General features: G+C 62.6%; 23 protein-coding genes. 11 read left to right on the plus strand and 12 right to left on the minus strand.

Annotated features, from left to right (window positions below; translation table 11 throughout):
* The first annotated feature begins 12 nt into the window (after positions 1 to 12).
* The 3 genes from rpmF (at position 13) to NKL06_RS19535 (ending at position 1,936) form a co-directional block, all read left to right on the plus strand.
* On the plus strand, positions 13 to 195 hold the full coding sequence (gene rpmF, locus NKL06_RS19525) for a 50S ribosomal protein L32 (RefSeq protein ID WP_008834724.1): 183 nt from the start codon (positions 13 to 15) through the stop codon (positions 193 to 195).
* A gap of 198 nt (positions 196 to 393) precedes the next feature.
* Positions 394 to 1,341 carry an agmatinase gene (locus tag NKL06_RS19530; protein WP_023693659.1) on the plus strand — a complete coding sequence of 316 codons (948 nt, stop codon included), beginning with the start codon at positions 394 to 396 and terminating at the stop codon, positions 1,339 to 1,341.
* A gap of 193 nt (positions 1,342 to 1,534) precedes the next feature.
* Positions 1,535 to 1,936, plus strand: a complete 402-nt coding sequence (locus NKL06_RS19535) for a hypothetical protein (RefSeq protein ID WP_023670154.1) — start codon at positions 1,535 to 1,537, stop codon at positions 1,934 to 1,936.
* 121 nt (positions 1,937 to 2,057) lie between these two features.
* Here the strand turns inward: NKL06_RS19535 and NKL06_RS19540 are convergent, their stop codons facing one another.
* From NKL06_RS19540 to NKL06_RS19550, 3 genes are all read right to left on the minus strand, one after another.
* Complete coding sequence (locus NKL06_RS19540) at positions 2,058 to 2,489, minus strand: GlcG/HbpS family heme-binding protein (RefSeq protein ID WP_023690074.1); 432 nt, start codon at positions 2,487 to 2,489, stop codon at positions 2,058 to 2,060.
* 175 nt (positions 2,490 to 2,664) lie between these two features.
* Positions 2,665 to 2,898, minus strand: coding sequence for a hypothetical protein (locus tag NKL06_RS19545; protein ID WP_023684002.1), 234 nt, complete (start codon positions 2,896 to 2,898; stop codon positions 2,665 to 2,667).
* A 79-nt stretch (positions 2,899 to 2,977) separates the two neighbouring features.
* Positions 2,978 to 3,505 (minus strand): winged helix-turn-helix transcriptional regulator, encoded by a 528-nt coding sequence (locus tag NKL06_RS19550; RefSeq protein WP_023684001.1) that lies wholly within the window; start codon positions 3,503 to 3,505, stop codon positions 2,978 to 2,980.
* A gap of 115 nt (positions 3,506 to 3,620) precedes the next feature.
* Here NKL06_RS19550 and NKL06_RS19555 point away from each other — a divergent pair, with 115 nt between their 5' ends.
* The 5 genes from NKL06_RS19555 to NKL06_RS19575 all read left to right on the plus strand — a co-directional run bounded on the left by NKL06_RS19555 (position 3,621) and on the right by NKL06_RS19575 (position 6,438).
* Positions 3,621 to 4,454, plus strand: coding sequence for an alpha/beta fold hydrolase (locus NKL06_RS19555; protein WP_023693660.1), 834 nt, complete (start codon positions 3,621 to 3,623; stop codon positions 4,452 to 4,454).
* Between the two features lie 116 nt (positions 4,455 to 4,570).
* Complete coding sequence (locus NKL06_RS19560) at positions 4,571 to 5,227, plus strand: glutathione S-transferase family protein (protein ID WP_023693661.1); 657 nt, start codon at positions 4,571 to 4,573, stop codon at positions 5,225 to 5,227.
* Positions 5,228 to 5,232: 5 nt separating this feature from the next.
* Positions 5,233 to 5,559, plus strand: a complete 327-nt coding sequence (locus NKL06_RS19565) for an ArsR/SmtB family transcription factor (RefSeq protein ID WP_023699361.1) — start codon at positions 5,233 to 5,235, stop codon at positions 5,557 to 5,559.
* Positions 5,560 to 5,582: 23 nt separating this feature from the next.
* Positions 5,583 to 5,957: a nuclear transport factor 2 family protein gene (locus NKL06_RS19570; protein ID WP_032887163.1), complete on the plus strand. Its 375-nt coding sequence runs from the start codon at positions 5,583 to 5,585 to the stop codon at positions 5,955 to 5,957.
* 16 nt (positions 5,958 to 5,973) lie between these two features.
* Positions 5,974 to 6,438: an SRPBCC family protein gene (locus NKL06_RS19575; RefSeq protein WP_023693662.1), complete on the plus strand. Its 465-nt coding sequence runs from the start codon at positions 5,974 to 5,976 to the stop codon at positions 6,436 to 6,438.
* Positions 6,439 to 6,467: 29 nt separating this feature from the next.
* Here NKL06_RS19575 and NKL06_RS19580 read toward each other — a convergent pair whose 3' ends face one another.
* The 3 genes from NKL06_RS19580 to NKL06_RS19590 all read right to left on the minus strand — a co-directional run bounded on the left by NKL06_RS19580 (position 6,468) and on the right by NKL06_RS19590 (position 8,293).
* Complete coding sequence (locus NKL06_RS19580; RefSeq protein WP_023670147.1) at positions 6,468 to 6,731, minus strand: ArsR/SmtB family transcription factor; 264 nt, start codon at positions 6,729 to 6,731, stop codon at positions 6,468 to 6,470.
* A gap of 32 nt (positions 6,732 to 6,763) precedes the next feature.
* Positions 6,764 to 8,002 carry an MFS transporter gene (locus NKL06_RS19585; protein ID WP_023683997.1) on the minus strand — a complete coding sequence of 413 codons (1,239 nt, stop codon included), beginning with the start codon at positions 8,000 to 8,002 and terminating at the stop codon, positions 6,764 to 6,766.
* 96 nt (positions 8,003 to 8,098) lie between these two features.
* Entirely contained in the window at positions 8,099 to 8,293 is a 195-nt protein-coding gene (locus NKL06_RS19590; protein ID WP_023670145.1) for a DUF1192 domain-containing protein, read from the minus strand.
* A gap of 146 nt (positions 8,294 to 8,439) precedes the next feature.
* Between NKL06_RS19590 and NKL06_RS19595 the strand changes: the two genes are divergently transcribed.
* From NKL06_RS19595 to NKL06_RS19605, 3 genes are all read left to right on the plus strand, one after another.
* On the plus strand, positions 8,440 to 9,450 hold the full coding sequence (locus tag NKL06_RS19595) for an NAD(P)H-quinone oxidoreductase (protein ID WP_032887144.1): 1,011 nt from the start codon (positions 8,440 to 8,442) through the stop codon (positions 9,448 to 9,450).
* Between the two features lie 356 nt (positions 9,451 to 9,806).
* Positions 9,807 to 9,947, plus strand: a complete 141-nt coding sequence (locus NKL06_RS19600) for a DUF1127 domain-containing protein (protein ID WP_023670143.1) — start codon at positions 9,807 to 9,809, stop codon at positions 9,945 to 9,947.
* Between the two features lie 326 nt (positions 9,948 to 10,273).
* The gene (locus tag NKL06_RS19605; protein WP_023670142.1) at positions 10,274 to 10,966 is read left to right on the plus strand and encodes a DUF1013 domain-containing protein; all 693 of its coding nucleotides are present in this window, start codon (positions 10,274 to 10,276) and stop codon (positions 10,964 to 10,966) included.
* Positions 10,967 to 11,029: 63 nt separating this feature from the next.
* Here NKL06_RS19605 and NKL06_RS19610 read toward each other — a convergent pair whose 3' ends face one another.
* From NKL06_RS19610 to NKL06_RS19635, 6 genes are all read right to left on the minus strand, one after another.
* The gene (locus tag NKL06_RS19610) at positions 11,030 to 11,749 is read right to left on the minus strand and encodes a helix-turn-helix transcriptional regulator (RefSeq protein WP_023683994.1); all 720 of its coding nucleotides are present in this window, start codon (positions 11,747 to 11,749) and stop codon (positions 11,030 to 11,032) included.
* 126 nt (positions 11,750 to 11,875) lie between these two features.
* The gene (locus tag NKL06_RS19615; protein WP_031193200.1) at positions 11,876 to 12,286 is read right to left on the minus strand and encodes a hypothetical protein; all 411 of its coding nucleotides are present in this window, start codon (positions 12,284 to 12,286) and stop codon (positions 11,876 to 11,878) included.
* A 182-nt stretch (positions 12,287 to 12,468) separates the two neighbouring features.
* Positions 12,469 to 12,639: a hypothetical protein gene (locus NKL06_RS19620; protein ID WP_023670139.1), complete on the minus strand. Its 171-nt coding sequence runs from the start codon at positions 12,637 to 12,639 to the stop codon at positions 12,469 to 12,471.
* 192 nt (positions 12,640 to 12,831) lie between these two features.
* On the minus strand, positions 12,832 to 13,239 hold the full coding sequence (locus NKL06_RS19625; RefSeq protein ID WP_196814122.1) for a hypothetical protein: 408 nt from the start codon (positions 13,237 to 13,239) through the stop codon (positions 12,832 to 12,834).
* A gap of 121 nt (positions 13,240 to 13,360) precedes the next feature.
* Positions 13,361 to 14,074, minus strand: a complete 714-nt coding sequence (locus tag NKL06_RS19630; protein WP_023693665.1) for an SGNH/GDSL hydrolase family protein — start codon at positions 14,072 to 14,074, stop codon at positions 13,361 to 13,363.
* A gap of 63 nt (positions 14,075 to 14,137) precedes the next feature.
* Complete coding sequence (locus tag NKL06_RS19635) at positions 14,138 to 14,878, minus strand: DUF899 domain-containing protein (RefSeq protein WP_023693666.1); 741 nt, start codon at positions 14,876 to 14,878, stop codon at positions 14,138 to 14,140.
* Positions 14,879 to 14,965 lie beyond the last annotated feature (87 nt).

Here is a 14,965-nt window from a genome sequence, read left to right on the forward strand (position 1 = left end):
TGGAGCATATCCATGGCCGTTCCGAAACGAAAAACCTCTCCGTCCAAGCGCGGCATGCGCCGCTCGGCCGACGCTCTCAAGGCCCCGACCTATGTCGAGGACAAGAATTCCGGCGAAATGCGCCGCCCGCACCATATCGACCTGAAGACCGGCATGTATCGCGGTCGCCAGGTGCTGACGCCCAAGGAAAGCTGAGACCAGCTTTCGAAGGGTTTGAATGCCAAAAGAACCGGCCATTGGCCGGTTTTTTTTGCGTTTGGTGCGCCGCGCCGCCAACTATGCCAAAGACCGGGCGTCCGTGGCGATACAAGCTGCGGCGGCGGTGCTGTATTGAGTCCGCATGCCTTGTCGCGGCGCTTCCGCGCGATGATCGACCGGCTTCAGAGGGACCGCATGACCAAGCTCACCACAGCACCCCGCGATGTCTTCCAGACCTTCATGAACTTCCCGCTGGTCGAGGACCTCGATGCGCTGAAGGCGGATGTCGCCATCATCGGCATGCCTTACGGCAGTCCCTACACGATCGACGAGCTGGTCAACGACCAGACCAACGCGCCGACCGCGGTGCGGCGCGCCTCGCAGCGCATCAGCCTCGGGCTCGACCGCTATGATTTCGACATTGGCGGAACCCTGTTCGACGGGCAGGACGTCAAGGTGGTCGATGTCGGCGATGTTCCCGGCGATGCCGCCGGCGGCCACTACAGGTTGGCCGAAACGGCGATCCGCAAGATCCGCGTCGCCGGCGCCTTGCCGATCACCATTGGCGGCGATCACGGCATTCCAATCCCGATCCTGCGGGCGCTTGACGACGAAGGGCCGATCACCCTGGTTCAGATCGATGCCCATCTCGACTGGCGCGACAATGTCAACGGGGTCAGGGAAGGCTATTCCAGCCCCATCCGCCGCGCTTCGGAGATGGCGCATATAGCCGGGATTTTCCAGCTCGGCATCCGCGGCCAGGGCAGCGCCCGGCTCGAGGAGGTCGAGGCGGCCCGCGCCTACGGCTCCAACATCGTCACCGCCAATGAATGGCAGGATATCGGTACGGCGGCGCTGCTCAAGCGCATCCCGGACCGTGGCCGCTATTACCTGACCATCGATGCCGACGGTCTCGATCCCGCTGTCATGCCGGCGGTCGAAGGGCCGGCGCCTGGCGGCATCAGCTACCGGCAGACGATCGAACTGATCAAGGGCCTGTTCGCCAAGGGACGTGTCGTCGGCATCGACATCGTCGAGATCGCGCCGGCGCGCGACGTCAACGAGATCACCTCGATGACCGCCGGCCTTTTCATCCTCAACGCTATCGGCGCCGCCGTGCGGACAGGCCAGTTCAAGCGCTGAATCCCGGCGTGTCGGTGGTCAGCCGGGGCAACTGTGGCTGACAGGGTTGTTTCGCGCGGTCTTTTTCCGTGTTTGCGGGCGCTAGCGAAAAATCTTGACGGCGTGCCTGCGGGGCATTCTACAGAAGGTGCCCCCATTGTTTAGGCAATTCCTCGGGAAACCGCTTTCCTGGAATTGCTAGAGGAGACGCCTGATGTTCGGTGCCATCCCGCTGCTGATCGTGCCCTTCGTGGCCTACAATCTCGGACTCCTCGGAATATTCGGCAGCGGCGACGATCCGTGGGCGACCGAGATCTTCTCGTTCAGCATGATGTCGGGCGGAGTGTTTTCGATGACGCTCGGCGACTTGATGGTCGTGATCGGGCTGATCTTCCTGTTCCTCGAAATGGTGAAGTCGGTGCGCACCACGAACGCTTCGATCATGGACCATCTGTTGTCGACGCTGGTCTTCGTGGCGTTCCTGGTCGAGTTCCTGCTGGTGAAGGGCGCGGCGCACTCCGTCTTCTTCACGCTGATGGTGATCGCCCTGTTCGATGTGCTGGCCGGGTTTTCGGTGTCGATGCGGTCGGCGAGTAGAGACATAAATTTGAACTAGCCGCCTTCGTTGGATGGTCGCATCCGTTCGCGATTGGCGTGGCTGCTCTTTCTGGTCGTCATCCCAGGGTCTTCGCGACGGAGTTTCGCTCCTGCTTCGCCCTGGGATGACGAAGCTCCCCTCAGCCCGGATCGGCGGTGAAGCCCGCCGCTTCGATGCCGGCGATGGCGGCGGCCTCGTCATTGTCCGACGTATCGCCCGAAATTCCGACGGCGCCGATGACGGCGCCTGCCTTGTCGCGGATCAACACGCCGCCGACGACCGGCAATACGCGTCCACCCGAAACGTCCGAAATGCCGGCGACGAGATGCGGCCGCTCCTTGGCGAAAGCCTCGACACGGCGCGAGCCCATGCCGATGGCCAGCGCCCCATAGGCCTTGCCGGCCGACATTTGCGGGCGCAGGAACGAGGCGCCGTCCTGACGCTGGAAGGCGACGAGATGCGCGCCGGCATCCAGCACGGAAACGCCGAGCGGCTTGAGCTTCAGCTCGGCGCCCTTGGCGAAGGCGGCGTCGATGATGTGCTTGGCTTTTTCGAGGGTCAGTGCGGTCATGGCTGTCTCCTGATCAAAACGCGTCAATCATCGCCTGACATGCGGGATGCGAAATCCCGGTTGCGGTTGAAATTGCTTCGCGTGGGAAAGCGGAAATGGCGGGCATTGCTGATCGTGGCACATGGCCGATACGATCCGCCGGCATCCAGATCGGGCGTCGATGAAGAAGGCCGCGCTATTTTTTCTTGGCTCGGGGCGCTTTCTTGACCGGAACGGCAGGGGCGTTGGCGAGGTCTTCCGCTTCCTTGGCAAGGCGCAATGCCCGGAGCTTGTTGGTCTTGGCCTGGCGGGCGTCGGCCTCGGCGACATACTCCGCCATCGCCTTTTGCCGCACCGTGGCTGCCTCTTCCTGCTTCTTGAAACGCATATCTGCCCTGGCGCGGGCAGTATCCTTAGAGTTCTCGACCAAGAGCGTTATCCAATCCCGTAAATTATGTTTTTCAGCCCCTTGATAGCAGAGCCGGCCTGATAATGGGGAAATAAGTTGGTCAAGCGGCCGGGGCCTCGATGCCGCTCGACGCCTTGCGGGCTACCACCGCCTCATATCCGGCCTGCAATGTAGCGCGGACGGAAGGCTGCGCGGGTGTGGCGACAGGCGTGCCCAGATGGTCGTGGCGCAACTCGTCCATGAACTGCTCCCACATTGGCGGCCCGCCTTTCTCCAGCAGCTCGGCGCGGATCGAAAGCTCCTCGCTCACCGGCAGCCAGACGCGGCCCCAAGCGCCGAGATGCGCCATGATCGGCACCAGCGTGATGGCCATCTCGGTCAGGCTGTAGATCGCCTTCTGCTTGTGCGAGGGGTCGTCGGCCTTGGTCAGCATGCCGAGTTCCATCAGCCGCTTCATCCGGTCGGCCAGGATATTGGAAGCGATGCCCTCGATCGAGCCGTTGAGCAGTTCGCGAAAGTGGCGTTTGCCGCCAAAAATCATGTCGCGCAGGATGATCAGGCTCCAGCGATCGCCGAACACTTCCAGCGACAGATTGATAGGGCATCCCGAGCGGTGTTCGGTTTTCATCCGACTCTCCTCAAAAAACCGGTTGCATTATCGTATCAGTTTTATTATCGTGCAACCGATTGCAAAATGCAACCAGTTTGATTGGCCTTTGATTGGCCGATAGGAGGAGAGTCCCATGACAAGGGCCGCAGCACCCGAAATCGTCTCCCAGACGTTTGGCGATCCCGGAGATCCAGCCATTCTGCTGATCATGGGCGCCATGGCCTCGATGCTCTGGTGGCCGGAGGCGCTCTGCAAAAAGCTCGCCGGCGAAGGCCACTTCGTGATCCGCTACGACAATCGTGACACCGGCCTGTCGACCAAATATACGCCGGGCGAGCCGCCGTATACGTTCGACGACATGGCGGACGATGCGGTGCGCGTCCTCGACAGTTGCGGCATCGGCAAGGCGCATGTGATCGGGATGTCGATGGGCGGCATGATCGCGCAACGACTGGTGTTGAAACATCCCTTGCGTGTCATCTCGCTGACCGTAATCAGCAGTTCGCCGGTGGGGATCGACACATCGCAGCTGCCGGGAACGACCGAAGCCTATATGGAGCACTCGGCCGATGGCGCCAGAGTCGACTGGTCGAACCGCGACCAGGTGGTCGGCTTCGTCGTCAAGGATGCGCGTGCGATCGCCAGCACCGCGCATCCCTTCGACGAGAAGGCGATGCGGGCGTTCGTCGAACGGGACTACGACCGATCCGGCGGCTTCCTGAGCGCGACTAACCATTTCATGCTGAAGAGCTGCGAGGATCTGAAAGGACGCCTGCGCGAGATCAAGGTTCCGCTGCTCGTCATTCACGGGACATCGGATCCGATCTTTCCGGTCGAGCATGGCGCAGCCCTTGCCGACGCTGTTGCCGGCGGGCGGCTTGTCCGCGTCGAAGGCGGTGGCCACGAACTGCATCCCGACGACTGGGGCACGATCGTCGCCGCCATCGTGGCGCATACCAAACCCTGAAGGCAGTCTGGAACCTTGACACATTCGCCTCACGGAAATAGTTAAGTAAATGCTTCAGTGTTGGCGCTGGCTGGCACCGCTCCAGCATCGACGAACCGCAAACAGACGAGCAAAAAATGTCCCTGACCTTCCATTTCCATCCGCTGGCATCGTTCTGCTGGAAACCGCTGATAGCGTTTTACGAGAACGATACTCCCTTCACGCCGGTTATCGTCGACCTCGGCGATGAGCAGTCGCGGGCAGCGTTCCTGAAGGTGTCGCCGACCGGCAAGATGCCGGCGCTGCGTGACGATGCACGCAACCGCACAGTGCTGGAATCGACCATCGTCATCGAATATCTGGCCGCGCATTATCCCGGGCCGGTCGAGCTCATCCCGGCCGAGGCCGACCTTGCTCTCCAGGTCCGCCAGGCCGACCGTTTCTACGATTTCTACGTGCAGGCGCCGATGCAGAAGATCGTCGGCGACAGGTTGCGCCCGCAGGACAAGACCGATCCGTTCGGGGTCGACGAGGCGCGCGCGCAATTGCGCAACGCCTATGCGATCATCGGGGAGGAGATGCGTTCGAAACTCTGGGCGGCCGGCCCCACCTTCACCATGGCCGACTGCGCGGCCTCGCCGGCGCTGTTCTACGCCAACAAGGTCGAGCCATTCGGCGACAGTTATCCGGCCGTGAAACGCTACCACGACCGCCTGCTCAAGCGGCCGTCCTTCGCCCGGGTGGTCGAGGAGGCGCAGCCCTACTTCAAGTTCTTTCCCTACAATAACGGCTGATCGCGATGCTGCACGATCCCGCCCAGCTCGACCTGATGTTCCAGGCGCTCGCGGACCCGGCCAGGCGCAGCATGGTCGAGCGGCTGTCGCGTGGGCCGGCCTCGGTCAGCCAGTTGGCCGAACCGCTGGCGATGTCGCTGTCGGCCGTCGTCCAGCATCTCAACGTGCTCGAAGCAAGCGGGCTGGTGCGCTCGGAAAAGCTCGGCCGCGTGCGCACCTGCCAGATCGCGCCGCAGGCGCTGCGTAGTGCAGAACACTGGATCAACGAACGGCGGCTGACATGGGAGCGTCGGCTCGACCGGCTCGGCGATTTTCTCGCCGGGACCGAATGACCTGAAGCAGAGGAGAAATGACCATGCCCGGCAAAAGCAGAGCGGAGTTGATCCGCGGCTATTTTTCCGCCTACCAGGCGAATAACAAGGCTGCCGTCGCGGCGGTTCTCGCCGACGATTTCACCTTCACCAGCCCCTATGACGACGCCATCGACCGTGCGACCTATTTCGAGCGCTGCTGGCCGGACAGCCCGGCCTTCAGCTCGATCGTCATCGAGCGGATATGCGAGGACGAGGACGCCGCCTTTGTCCTCTATCGCTGCGAGACGGCGGACGGAAAGACCTTCCGCAACACCGAACTGCATCTGTTCCATGACGACAGGTTGCGCGCCGTCGAAGTCTATTTCGGCGCGTCCTATCGCGACGGCGTCTTCGTCGCGCAGAAACCATCAAGCTGACCAAGAGGACCTGACCATGGCCGAACGATCCGTCGTCCACTCCACCTTCGTCCTCGAGCGCCTCTATCCAGTTGCACCGGCGAAAGTCTATTTCGCGCTCAGCGATCCGGCCGCCAAGCGGCGCTGGTTCGCCGACCCCGACAACCCGATGACCCACAGGCACGAAATGGATTTTCGCGTCGGCGGCCAGGAGGTCAATGCCGGCGGGCCGAAGGACGGGCCGATCCACACCTATACCGCCACCTATCAGGACATCGTGCCCAACCAGCGCATCGTCTACAGCTACGACATGCTGTTCGGTGATGTCAGAATCTCGGTTTCGCTGGCGACAATTGAGCTTCGCCCGGAAAGCACGGGCACGCGTCTGGTGCTCACCGAGCAGGGCGCGTTTCTCGATGGGCACGACACACCGTCATCGCGCGAGCATGGTACCGGATTCCTGCTCGATGCGCTGGGCAAGGCGCTGGCAACGGATACTTGAAAGCCAGGGAGGCGAGCTGGAATCGCGGCCTATGCTTCCCAGAACTGATCAAGCCAAATATTGAGCTTGAGGAAGCCGCCACTGCTGACTGTATAGACCCGCCTCGTGCCCTCGGCCTTGGCCTGAACCAGACCGGCGTCCAGCAACACTTTCAAATGCTGGGACACGGCCGGGCGGGAGACTGGCAGGCCCGAAGCCAGTTCGTTGACGGTTTTCGGGCCACGCCGGAGCTCTTCCAGAAGATAGCGCCGGTTGGGGTCGGCAATCGCCATGAAGGCGTCAGAAAAGATCATGCCTATACTTGTGGGGCAAAGCTTTTCAAATCTCAACCGTCGGCTTCCGCTTTTCTGAGCCGCAGTGCTTCAGGGGTGACCGAGCGATCGGCCGGCTGGGTCTTGAAGGCGTCGCGGTCTTCGATAGGCACCGGCGCGCGGCGGCTGATGCGCAGCAGCGTGTAGGCGGCGAGGCTGAGATGCGCCAGCGCGGTGGCCAGGAACAGGCCTTCGGGGCGGAGCCAGCCCATCAGGGCGGCAGCCAGCAAGGGCCCTATCATGGTTCCGAAGCCATACAGAAGCAGCAGGCCGCCCGAGACCTTGACGAAATCCTCCGATCGGGCGTGGTCGTTGGCATGCGCCACGGCGATCGAATAGAGCGTGTAGGCAAAGGCGCCGTAGGCGGCGGCGAAGACAATGACGAGGACGGCGGAACGCGGTTCGAACAGGAAGATCAGGATGGCGAACAGTGCGGCGCCGAAAGCCGCGCCCGCCAGCACGAAACGGCGGTCGGTCTTGTCGGAGAGGCGTCCGGCCGGAAGCTGCATGGCCGCGCCGGCAATAACGACAAGGCTCATCATCAGTGCGATCTGGGCGGTGGAGATGCCGATACGGGCGCCGTAGACGGCGCCAAGCGTGCCCCAGGCGCCATTGGCGATGCCGACCAACAGGCAGGCGATCGCCGACACCGGCGAGTTGGCGTAGAGACCTTTGACATCGAGCTTGACGTCCTGCAAAGGCTTGGGAGACGAAGCCGACGACACTGCGGTCGGGATCAGCGACAGGCAGAACAATATGCCGGTAATCATGAACAGCGACGCCGATCTGACGTCGCCGCCCGCAACGATCATCTGGCCGCCCATGATCGAGGCATAGGTGACCATCATGTAGAGGCCGAAGACGGTGCCGCGGTTCTCGTTGGTGGCCTTCTCGTTCAGCCAGCTTTCGATGACCATGAAGGCTCCGGCCATGGTGAAGCCGGTGAAAGCGCGCAGCAGGATCCAGACATATTCGTCGATGATCAGGCCGGTAAGCAACGCCACGATGGCGCCCGAAGCGGCAAAGGCGCCGAACGCCCGGACGTGGCCGGCGCGGCGCACCAGGCGCGGTGCGAAGAAGCAGCCGGTGACGAAGCCACCGGCCCAGGCCGTGCCCATCAGACCGAGCGATGCGGTCGAAAACCCTTCGAGCTGGCCGCGCAACGGCAACAACAGGCCGTGCAATCCCGAAGCCGCGAGCAGGAAAGCGGTGCCGCGAAGCAGCGAGAGGATCGGCCTGTAGCTTGCAAACATTGTTTGATCCGTCTGGAGATTCGGTGGCGGGGTCTGAAGACAGGCGCATTCGGGCTTTTCGGCGGCGGATGCTCAACGCCGAAACTAACGCGAAAACTAGCCGCGGCGAAACAGGGCTTCGGCCGCCGATTTGGTGCTGCCCTTGGTCTGGAGCTCGGCTTCCAGCCGGGCAATCTCCTCGCGCAGGATGCTGATCCGTTCGGTAAGGTCACCGACCGAAAGCAGCGACAGATCCTGTCCGATCTCATGCGGGCGGGCTTTCTTTTTGGGTTCGTCGTCGAAGATCGCCATCGTCGCTCCTCCCTATTCAGTATTGGGCTGATTTGGCCATTTGCCTGATCCGGCAATCAGCATACATAGGGCAGGGGCGTAGATGCAAACAGCCGGCAAGAAGCTGGCAGCCGGCGACAGACCGGCGGACCGAGACGGGAAATTTCATGGCGAGCGGACATAAAATTCCAGCCACGATGACGGCCATCGCGATCTCGCAACCGGGCGGGCCGCGGGTGCTGAAACCGGAAACGCGCGACGTGCCGGTGCCTGGTCCCGGCGAAATCCTGATCCGGGTGCGTGCGGCCGGCGTCAACCGCCCCGACGTGCAGCAGCGCAAGGGCGCCTATCCGGCGCCGCCCGGCGCTTCCGACCTGCCCGGTCTCGAGGCATCGGGCGAAGTGGCCGCCCTTGGCGACGAGATATCGCGCTGGCGCATCGGCGACCGGGTCTGCGCGCTGACGCCGGGGGGCGGTTATGCTGAATATGTCAAGGTTCATGCCGGCAGCGTGCTGCCGCTGCCCGCCGGCTTCACCCACACGGAGGCGGCCGCGGTTCCGGAAAACTATTTCACCGTCTGGCACAATGTGTTCGAGCGCGGCGGCTTGAAAAAGGGTGAGACGCTGCTGGTCCATGGCGGCTCATCGGGCATCGGCACCACGGCGATCCAGCTGGCGTCGGCCTTCGGCGCGTATGTCGTCACCACCGCCGGCTCGAAGGAGAAATGCGACGCCTGCCTGAAGCTCGGCGCCGACCGGGCGATCAACTACCGCGAGGAGGATTTCGTCGCGGCGGTCAAGGATGCGACTGGCGGCAAGGGGGCCGACGTCATTCTCGACATGGTCGGCGGCGACTATATCGCGCGCAACTACGAGGCCGCCGCGGTCGAGGGCAGGATCGTCCAGATCGCCGTCCAGGCCGGCGCGGTGGCGAGCGCCGATTTCTCGAAAATCATGGTCAAGCGGCTGACCCACACCGGCTCGACGCTGCGGCCTCGCACGGTCGAGTTCAAGGCGGCGCTCGCCGCCGCACTGGAAGCACAGGTGTGGCCGCTGCTCGGCACCCGGAAGGTAGCGCCGGTGATGGACATGATCTTCCCGCTGACCGACGCCTGGCGGGCGCATGAGCGCATGGAAGAGGGCGAGCATATAGGCAAGATCGTTCTCGACGTCGGCTAGATGGGGCGAGATTCAGGTGAGGCCGGCCTGCGAATGGCGGCTCCCTGCGCTTCCGGCCTTCGCCGGCCGAAGCCCTCATGAGGCGTTGCGGCAGTTAAGGCTACGGCCGGCGTAGGCCGGTGCTTCGTACTGAAGTACGCTCCGCTCCGGTTCTCGGGAGCCGCCATTCTCTGCTCGGCCTGACCTGAACCTCGCGCCATGCTCCGCGCTCAGCCTGTCGGCAAGATGAACAGAAGCTTAATGCTGCAATGCAGCATTTGCATTGCGGCTATGCAAAGACGTCTGTTCAATTCGTGGGCAGCACTGCCTATCTAAGCGTCATCGAAACGATTTGATCCAACAACTGGAGGACAAGCATGAACCCGATCCGCGCTTTCCGTAACTGGCGTATGTACAACGAAACCGTGCGCGAGCTGAACAAGCTCAACGCCCGTCAGCTCAGCGACCTCGGCATCAGCCGCGGCGACATCGAGAGGATTGCCCGCAAGGCCATCTAATTCGAAGCCTGGTCGGCCGATGAGGCCTGACCACGCGGCAGAAGCAAGAGCCGCCGCAGACGGTATCCCGTCGCCGGTTCCGAGCCCGCTGGACCCTGTCCGGCGGGTTTTGTCGTTTTGGACCCCCTGTACAACTCGGCATCAATGATCGCCGGAGCCGAGGCCCTCCTGGCCTCCCCCGCTGTCCGGTGTCCGACGGCTGCGCCCTGCGCCAAAAACATTGCGAAACGGCAGCGGAGCGGTTATACAGGCCGCGAATTTCCCATTTTGGTGGCTCTAAACCACCGCCCGCACGGGAACGCGGGCGAACGAGAAGGATTTTTGAAATGGCCAATACGCTGCTGATGCCCAAGGCGACCGCCGTCTGGCTGGTCGACAACACCGCGCTTTCCTTCGAGCAGATCGCGCAGTTCTGCGGGTTGCATCCGCTCGAGGTCAAGGCGATCGCCGACGGCGAATCGGCGCAGGGCATCAAGGGCATGGATCCGATCATGACCGGACAGCTGACCCGCGACGAGATCGCGCGCGCCGAGAAGGATCCGAACCAGCGCCTGAAACTGTCCGACCCCAAGGTGCGGGTGCCGGAATCCAAGCGCAAGGGTCCCCGCTACACGCCGTTGTCGAAGCGCCAGGACCGGCCCAACGCCATCCTGTGGCTGGTCCGCAACCATCCGGAATTGAAGGACGCGCAGATTTCGCGCCTGGTCGGCACGACCAAGTCGACGATCGAACAGATCCGCGAGCGCAAGCACTGGAATTCGGCCAATCTGCAGCCGATGGACCCGGTGACGCTGGGTCTCGCTTCCCAGATCGACCTCGACATGGAAGTCAACCGCGCCTCGCGCGGCCGCGAGCAGGCGCAGCCTGTCGGCGACACGCTGCTGCCGGCTGCCGTGACCGAGCGCCTGGTGCCGGCGCCGGAGAAGCCGAAGGACGAGGATGCCGAGCTCGACGCAAACGCCGTGTTCGCCAAGCTCTCGGCGCTCAAGTCCAAGAAGGAAGATGCGGACGACGAGTAAGGTTTGCGACAGTTCATCAAAAAAGCCCGCTTCGAGCGGGCTTTTTCATTGATTATCGAAGTCTCAGCTGCGCGCCGCCCGGTCCGGCGTCATGCCATAGTCCTCCGAGCGTTCGACGGCGCGGTAGAAGTCGGCAAGCTGCTTGCCGCGCTCAGGCTTGAAGATGCGGCCGGCGATGACCACCGAGGCGATGCGGTCGATGCGGAAGGCGCGGAAATCGTCGCGCATCTCGCACCAGGCAACCAGCGTCCATACCTTGCCCCAGAACCACAGACCGAGCGGACGGATGTCACGCCCGGTGCCGCGGCCGGCCTCGTCGCGGTAGTCGATGGTCAGCACCTGTCGCTTCTCGACAGCGCGCTCGATCACGTCGATCGCCTCACGCGCGGCGTCGCTCACCACCCACATCGGGGTGTGGATCTCGGTGCGGGCGATGCGGTCCTTCTCGGCGTCGGGCAGGACGGCGCCGATCTTGACCAGCGCCTCGTCGGCCGCACGCGCCATAGCAGCGCCGCCAAAGGCCCGCACCATGCGGGCGCCAGCGACCAGCGCGACGATTTCGTCACGCGTGAACATCAGCGGCGGAAGGTCGAAACCCTCCCTCATCATGTAGCCGACGCCGGCCTCGCCGTCGATCGGCACTCCGGTCGACTGCAAATCGGCGATATCGCGGTAGATGGTCCGCTCGGAAACCTCGAGCCATGTGCCGAGCTTCTGGGCGGTGACCAGCCGGCCGCCACGCAGGTGCTGCACGATCTGAAAGAGCCTGTCGGCACGTCGCATCGTATGGTCCCTCGGCTGCTTGTCTATGAATGTCATGGTCCCAAAACCGGTTCCGGGTGACATCCATGTCCTGTTTTATGCTTGTCGTTCTCCCAAAAACCGCTGCGCACTTTTGGGCGACACGCATTATGGTTTAAGTCCTTCGCGCTTGCGCTGCACGGCGACGAATTCCGCGCCGAAGGACAACTTCTTCGTTGTCGGCGTGTTCACGTCGAGCACACGCCAGTACGGCGTGATATCGTTCAGCGTCATGCCGCGTTCGAGATCCTCATTGGCGGCTTCGGCGACGGTGCGCAGATGATAGCCGATGGTGACCGGACATGTCACTTGCGCCCCATGCTCGATGGCGAGGGCGGTGCGCAAGGCGCGTACATCCATCTCGACGCCGTTGGGGATCGTGCGAATGAAATCATCGACCTGACGGGCCGTCGGCACCAGCATCGGCTGGCCCTCGACGACGTCGCCCATTGTGCGTGGCGTCGGCTTCACGCCGTTGACGCCCGGCGTGTTCAGCCTGTCGTTCCAGCTTTTCACCATTCATGTCTCCTGACACGTTTATGGCATGGTGCTCCTGACAGCATTCTGTCAGGAGCCTTCAGCATTGTCCGCAGCAGGCGCCAAAAGTCTTTGCGCCAGCCCGAGGGGTCGCCGCCCGGGGGTCGATGTCAATGATCCGGGCGTTGCGGGGTCCGCATCCAAGCATTGTCATGTAAAACGCCTCAGATCTCGCGAATGCGGCTGTGACCCTCATACATATCCGGCCAGCCAATGTCCTTGCGGATGTCCGCCGGCAAGGAGTTCAGGAAGCGCTGGGTACGAACTTCATTGCGCATCGTGCGGATCTTGCCGACATAGTGCTGTACGCTGTTCAAAATACCAAAGCTGTTCATGACCATCTCCTCTTCTCTGATGGAGACACTATCGCATACCCCTCCTGACAGCAGTCTGTCAGGAGCATGTCAGGTCGTTGAAGAAAGCTGCGAGGTGCTTGGCGGTCGGTTCGGAAACGAGCCTTTTGTCAGGAATGGCCAAGTCGACCGAGACCATGCAAGAACCGCTTTGACAGCCTGTCGCGATGCTGCTCAAAGGCGGGCATGTCGAAACTCCTCGCGCTCGTCATCATCGGCATGATGGCCATTCAGCTGATCAAGCCGCTCGGCTGGCCGGGCCTGAAGCGGCGCGGCGATTTCTGGAAGCTGGCCCTGCTCGCCATGGCGGCCATCGCGCTGGCGGGTGCGCTGGGGCACTGGACATAGCCTTGAGGGTCCGGTCGGGTCCACCGTTCCCACGGCGATCATCCGGATGGCGTTGAGGCTGGGCACGAAGAAATCATCGCCACCGCGCGTCGTCACGAATTCCGGCAGGTTCGCCGCAATAGAGGGCGTGGCGTTGGCCGGGCCGGCCGGAATGACATGCTTGCTCGATTCGGCGCGGTTGCCGGTCAGCGTGCAGGTGTCGTTGCCGGTTTCGGAATCCAGGCCGTAGCTCATCCATTGCTGCTGGATTATATTCTGGCTCAGATCCATTGGAAGCAGGCTGCAATCAACAGTATTTGGAAATACTCGCGTCAGTTCTCTGAAGCCCACCAGTCCGAGCTTGTGCCCCCTCAGGTCAATCGGCGAGCACCCATCCGACCAGATGTTCGGCCCAGGCGCGGTAACCGGCTTCCGAGGCATGAAAGCCATCGGAGGCAAAGCCGGCCTCAGGGTTGGTGATCGGCAGCCGTGGCGCCGGCACGGCGCCGCGCTCGAAACAGAGGCGCTCGCCCATGCGGTTCATTGCGGTAGCGCGGATTTCGAGTATCTTGCCGAGCAGCGGCGGCATGGCCGGCGCACGGGTGAATTCCAGCACCGGCGACCAGACGACGCGGGCCTCCGGCCATTTGGCGCGCAGCGCGTAAAGCAGGCCGCCGAACTCTTTCTTGAAGCGCGGCACCGAGTGGAAATTCTTGGTGTCGTTGGTGCCGATGGCCAGCACTATATGCGTCCACCGATCGGCCGACAGATTGGGCAGCACATGGTCGCGGATCTGGCCCGACGTTGCCGAGTTGAACCCGGCGGCGCGCCAGCGCACGGCAAGGCCGGTTCGTTTTGCGACCAGCATTGCAAGCTGCGCGGCAAGCCCGTTCTCGGAATTGCCGATGCCGACGGAAGCGGCCGAGGAATCGCCCAGCACCAGCAGCGAGATGGCCGGCGCCTTGCCCGATACTTCGTGCATGACCGGCCCTTGTGCCGGCAGCATGCGGGTGGTGCGGCGGCGCACGCCGAGGCCCTGCCAGACATAAACGGGGTAGGCGAGCCAGGTAAGAAGGGCCGGGAAGCGCATGGCGATACCGTTTAGAGATAAGCCGCAGCCTTAGCGCAAGTTTCGCCTGAGGTGAACGAGCTTCTAGTCGCAGCAGTTCGGCTTGTCCGCCTGCTTGTCCTGATATTCGTCATGCAGCCGCACCCAGTCCATCAGGCTATGATAAGGGCCATTTTCGCCGCGGCCCTTCGGTGTCATGTCGAGATAGTCGTAAGTGCCGATCTGGGCCTCGCCGCCGCGGGCGCGCGACATAAAGGTAAGGAATATGTCGCCGTTCTCTTCCTTGTAGAAAACACTGGTGCCGGGAAGGTCCTTTGACGTGCGCGGACGCGTCTCGAAATTGTAGGTGGTGTCGCCGGCCGCGATCTGCTTGTCGGTGAAGGAGACCTGCATGTCGAAGTTGAAATCCGAGGCGTAGGACGACACCCAGTCGAATTTCCAGCCCATACGCTGCTTGTAAGGCAGCAGTTCCGCCAGCGGCGCGCGCGCAACCACCACCAGCGACACGTCGTGGTGCCTGAGATGCTGATCGGCGCCGTCTATATGGTCGGCAAGGAAGGAGCATCCTTCGCAGCGGTGGTTCGATCCTGGCGTCATCATGAAGTGGTAGACGATCAGTTGGCTGTTGGCGCCGAACAGTCCGGCCAGGTTCTTCGGACCCTGCTCGGTCTCGAAGACATAGTCCTTGCGGATTTTCATCCAGGGCAGTTCACGCCGCTCGGCGGCGATGCGCTCACGCAACCGTGTCAATTCCTTCTCGCGCGCCAGATGCGCCTTGTGCGCCTCAAACCAGTCTTCACGCGAAACCACCTTGCTGCGAGTCATGAAGTTCTCCCTGTCTGTTCACCCAAGGACGTTTGGGGTGGGCAGAAACCGACATCGCCGTCAGCTTTTGCCGAAAGGAGATAAGGA

This window comes from Mesorhizobium sp. C268A, assembly GCF_040324475.1.
Taxonomy (GTDB): Bacteria; Pseudomonadota; Alphaproteobacteria; order Rhizobiales; family Rhizobiaceae; genus Mesorhizobium.

Excerpts from the sequence above, each read along its gene's own strand:
- NKL06_RS19565 (WP_023699361.1), top strand. The coding sequence starts at position 5,233 with ATGCTGCACGATCCCGCCCAGCTCGACCTGATGTTCCAGGCGCTCGCG.
- NKL06_RS19530 (WP_023693659.1), top strand. The coding sequence starts at position 394 with ATGACCAAGCTCACCACAGCACCCCGCGATGTCTTCCAGACCTTCATG.
- NKL06_RS19600 (WP_023670143.1), top strand. The coding sequence starts at position 9,807 with ATGAACCCGATCCGCGCTTTCCGTAACTGGCGTATGTACAACGAAACC.
- NKL06_RS19620 (WP_023670139.1), bottom strand. The coding sequence starts at position 12,639 with ATGAACAGCTTTGGTATTTTGAACAGCGTACAGCACTATGTCGGCAAG.
- NKL06_RS19615 (WP_031193200.1), bottom strand. The coding sequence starts at position 12,286 with ATGGTGAAAAGCTGGAACGACAGGCTGAACACGCCGGGCGTCAACGGC.
- NKL06_RS19550 (WP_023684001.1), bottom strand. The coding sequence starts at position 3,505 with ATGAAAACCGAACACCGCTCGGGATGCCCTATCAATCTGTCGCTGGAA.
- NKL06_RS19630 (WP_023693665.1), bottom strand. The coding sequence starts at position 14,074 with ATGCGCTTCCCGGCCCTTCTTACCTGGCTCGCCTACCCCGTTTATGTC.
- NKL06_RS19635 (WP_023693666.1), bottom strand. The coding sequence starts at position 14,878 with ATGACTCGCAGCAAGGTGGTTTCGCGTGAAGACTGGTTTGAGGCGCAC.
- NKL06_RS19585 (WP_023683997.1), bottom strand. The coding sequence starts at position 8,002 with ATGTTTGCAAGCTACAGGCCGATCCTCTCGCTGCTTCGCGGCACCGCT.
- NKL06_RS19555 (WP_023693660.1), top strand. The coding sequence starts at position 3,621 with ATGACAAGGGCCGCAGCACCCGAAATCGTCTCCCAGACGTTTGGCGAT.
- NKL06_RS19535 (WP_023670154.1), top strand. The coding sequence starts at position 1,535 with ATGTTCGGTGCCATCCCGCTGCTGATCGTGCCCTTCGTGGCCTACAAT.
- rpmF (WP_008834724.1), top strand. The coding sequence starts at position 13 with ATGGCCGTTCCGAAACGAAAAACCTCTCCGTCCAAGCGCGGCATGCGC.
- NKL06_RS19540 (WP_023690074.1), bottom strand. The coding sequence starts at position 2,489 with ATGACCGCACTGACCCTCGAAAAAGCCAAGCACATCATCGACGCCGCC.
- NKL06_RS19605 (WP_023670142.1), top strand. The coding sequence starts at position 10,274 with ATGGCCAATACGCTGCTGATGCCCAAGGCGACCGCCGTCTGGCTGGTC.
- NKL06_RS19560 (WP_023693661.1), top strand. The coding sequence starts at position 4,571 with ATGTCCCTGACCTTCCATTTCCATCCGCTGGCATCGTTCTGCTGGAAA.
- NKL06_RS19625 (WP_196814122.1), bottom strand. The coding sequence starts at position 13,239 with ATGAGCTACGGCCTGGATTCCGAAACCGGCAACGACACCTGCACGCTG.
- NKL06_RS19590 (WP_023670145.1), bottom strand. The coding sequence starts at position 8,293 with ATGGCGATCTTCGACGACGAACCCAAAAAGAAAGCCCGCCCGCATGAG.
- NKL06_RS19610 (WP_023683994.1), bottom strand. The coding sequence starts at position 11,749 with ATGCGACGTGCCGACAGGCTCTTTCAGATCGTGCAGCACCTGCGTGGC.
- NKL06_RS19575 (WP_023693662.1), top strand. The coding sequence starts at position 5,974 with ATGGCCGAACGATCCGTCGTCCACTCCACCTTCGTCCTCGAGCGCCTC.
- NKL06_RS19570 (WP_032887163.1), top strand. The coding sequence starts at position 5,583 with ATGCCCGGCAAAAGCAGAGCGGAGTTGATCCGCGGCTATTTTTCCGCC.
- NKL06_RS19580 (WP_023670147.1), bottom strand. The coding sequence starts at position 6,731 with ATGATCTTTTCTGACGCCTTCATGGCGATTGCCGACCCCAACCGGCGC.
- NKL06_RS19595 (WP_032887144.1), top strand. The coding sequence starts at position 8,440 with ATGGCGAGCGGACATAAAATTCCAGCCACGATGACGGCCATCGCGATC.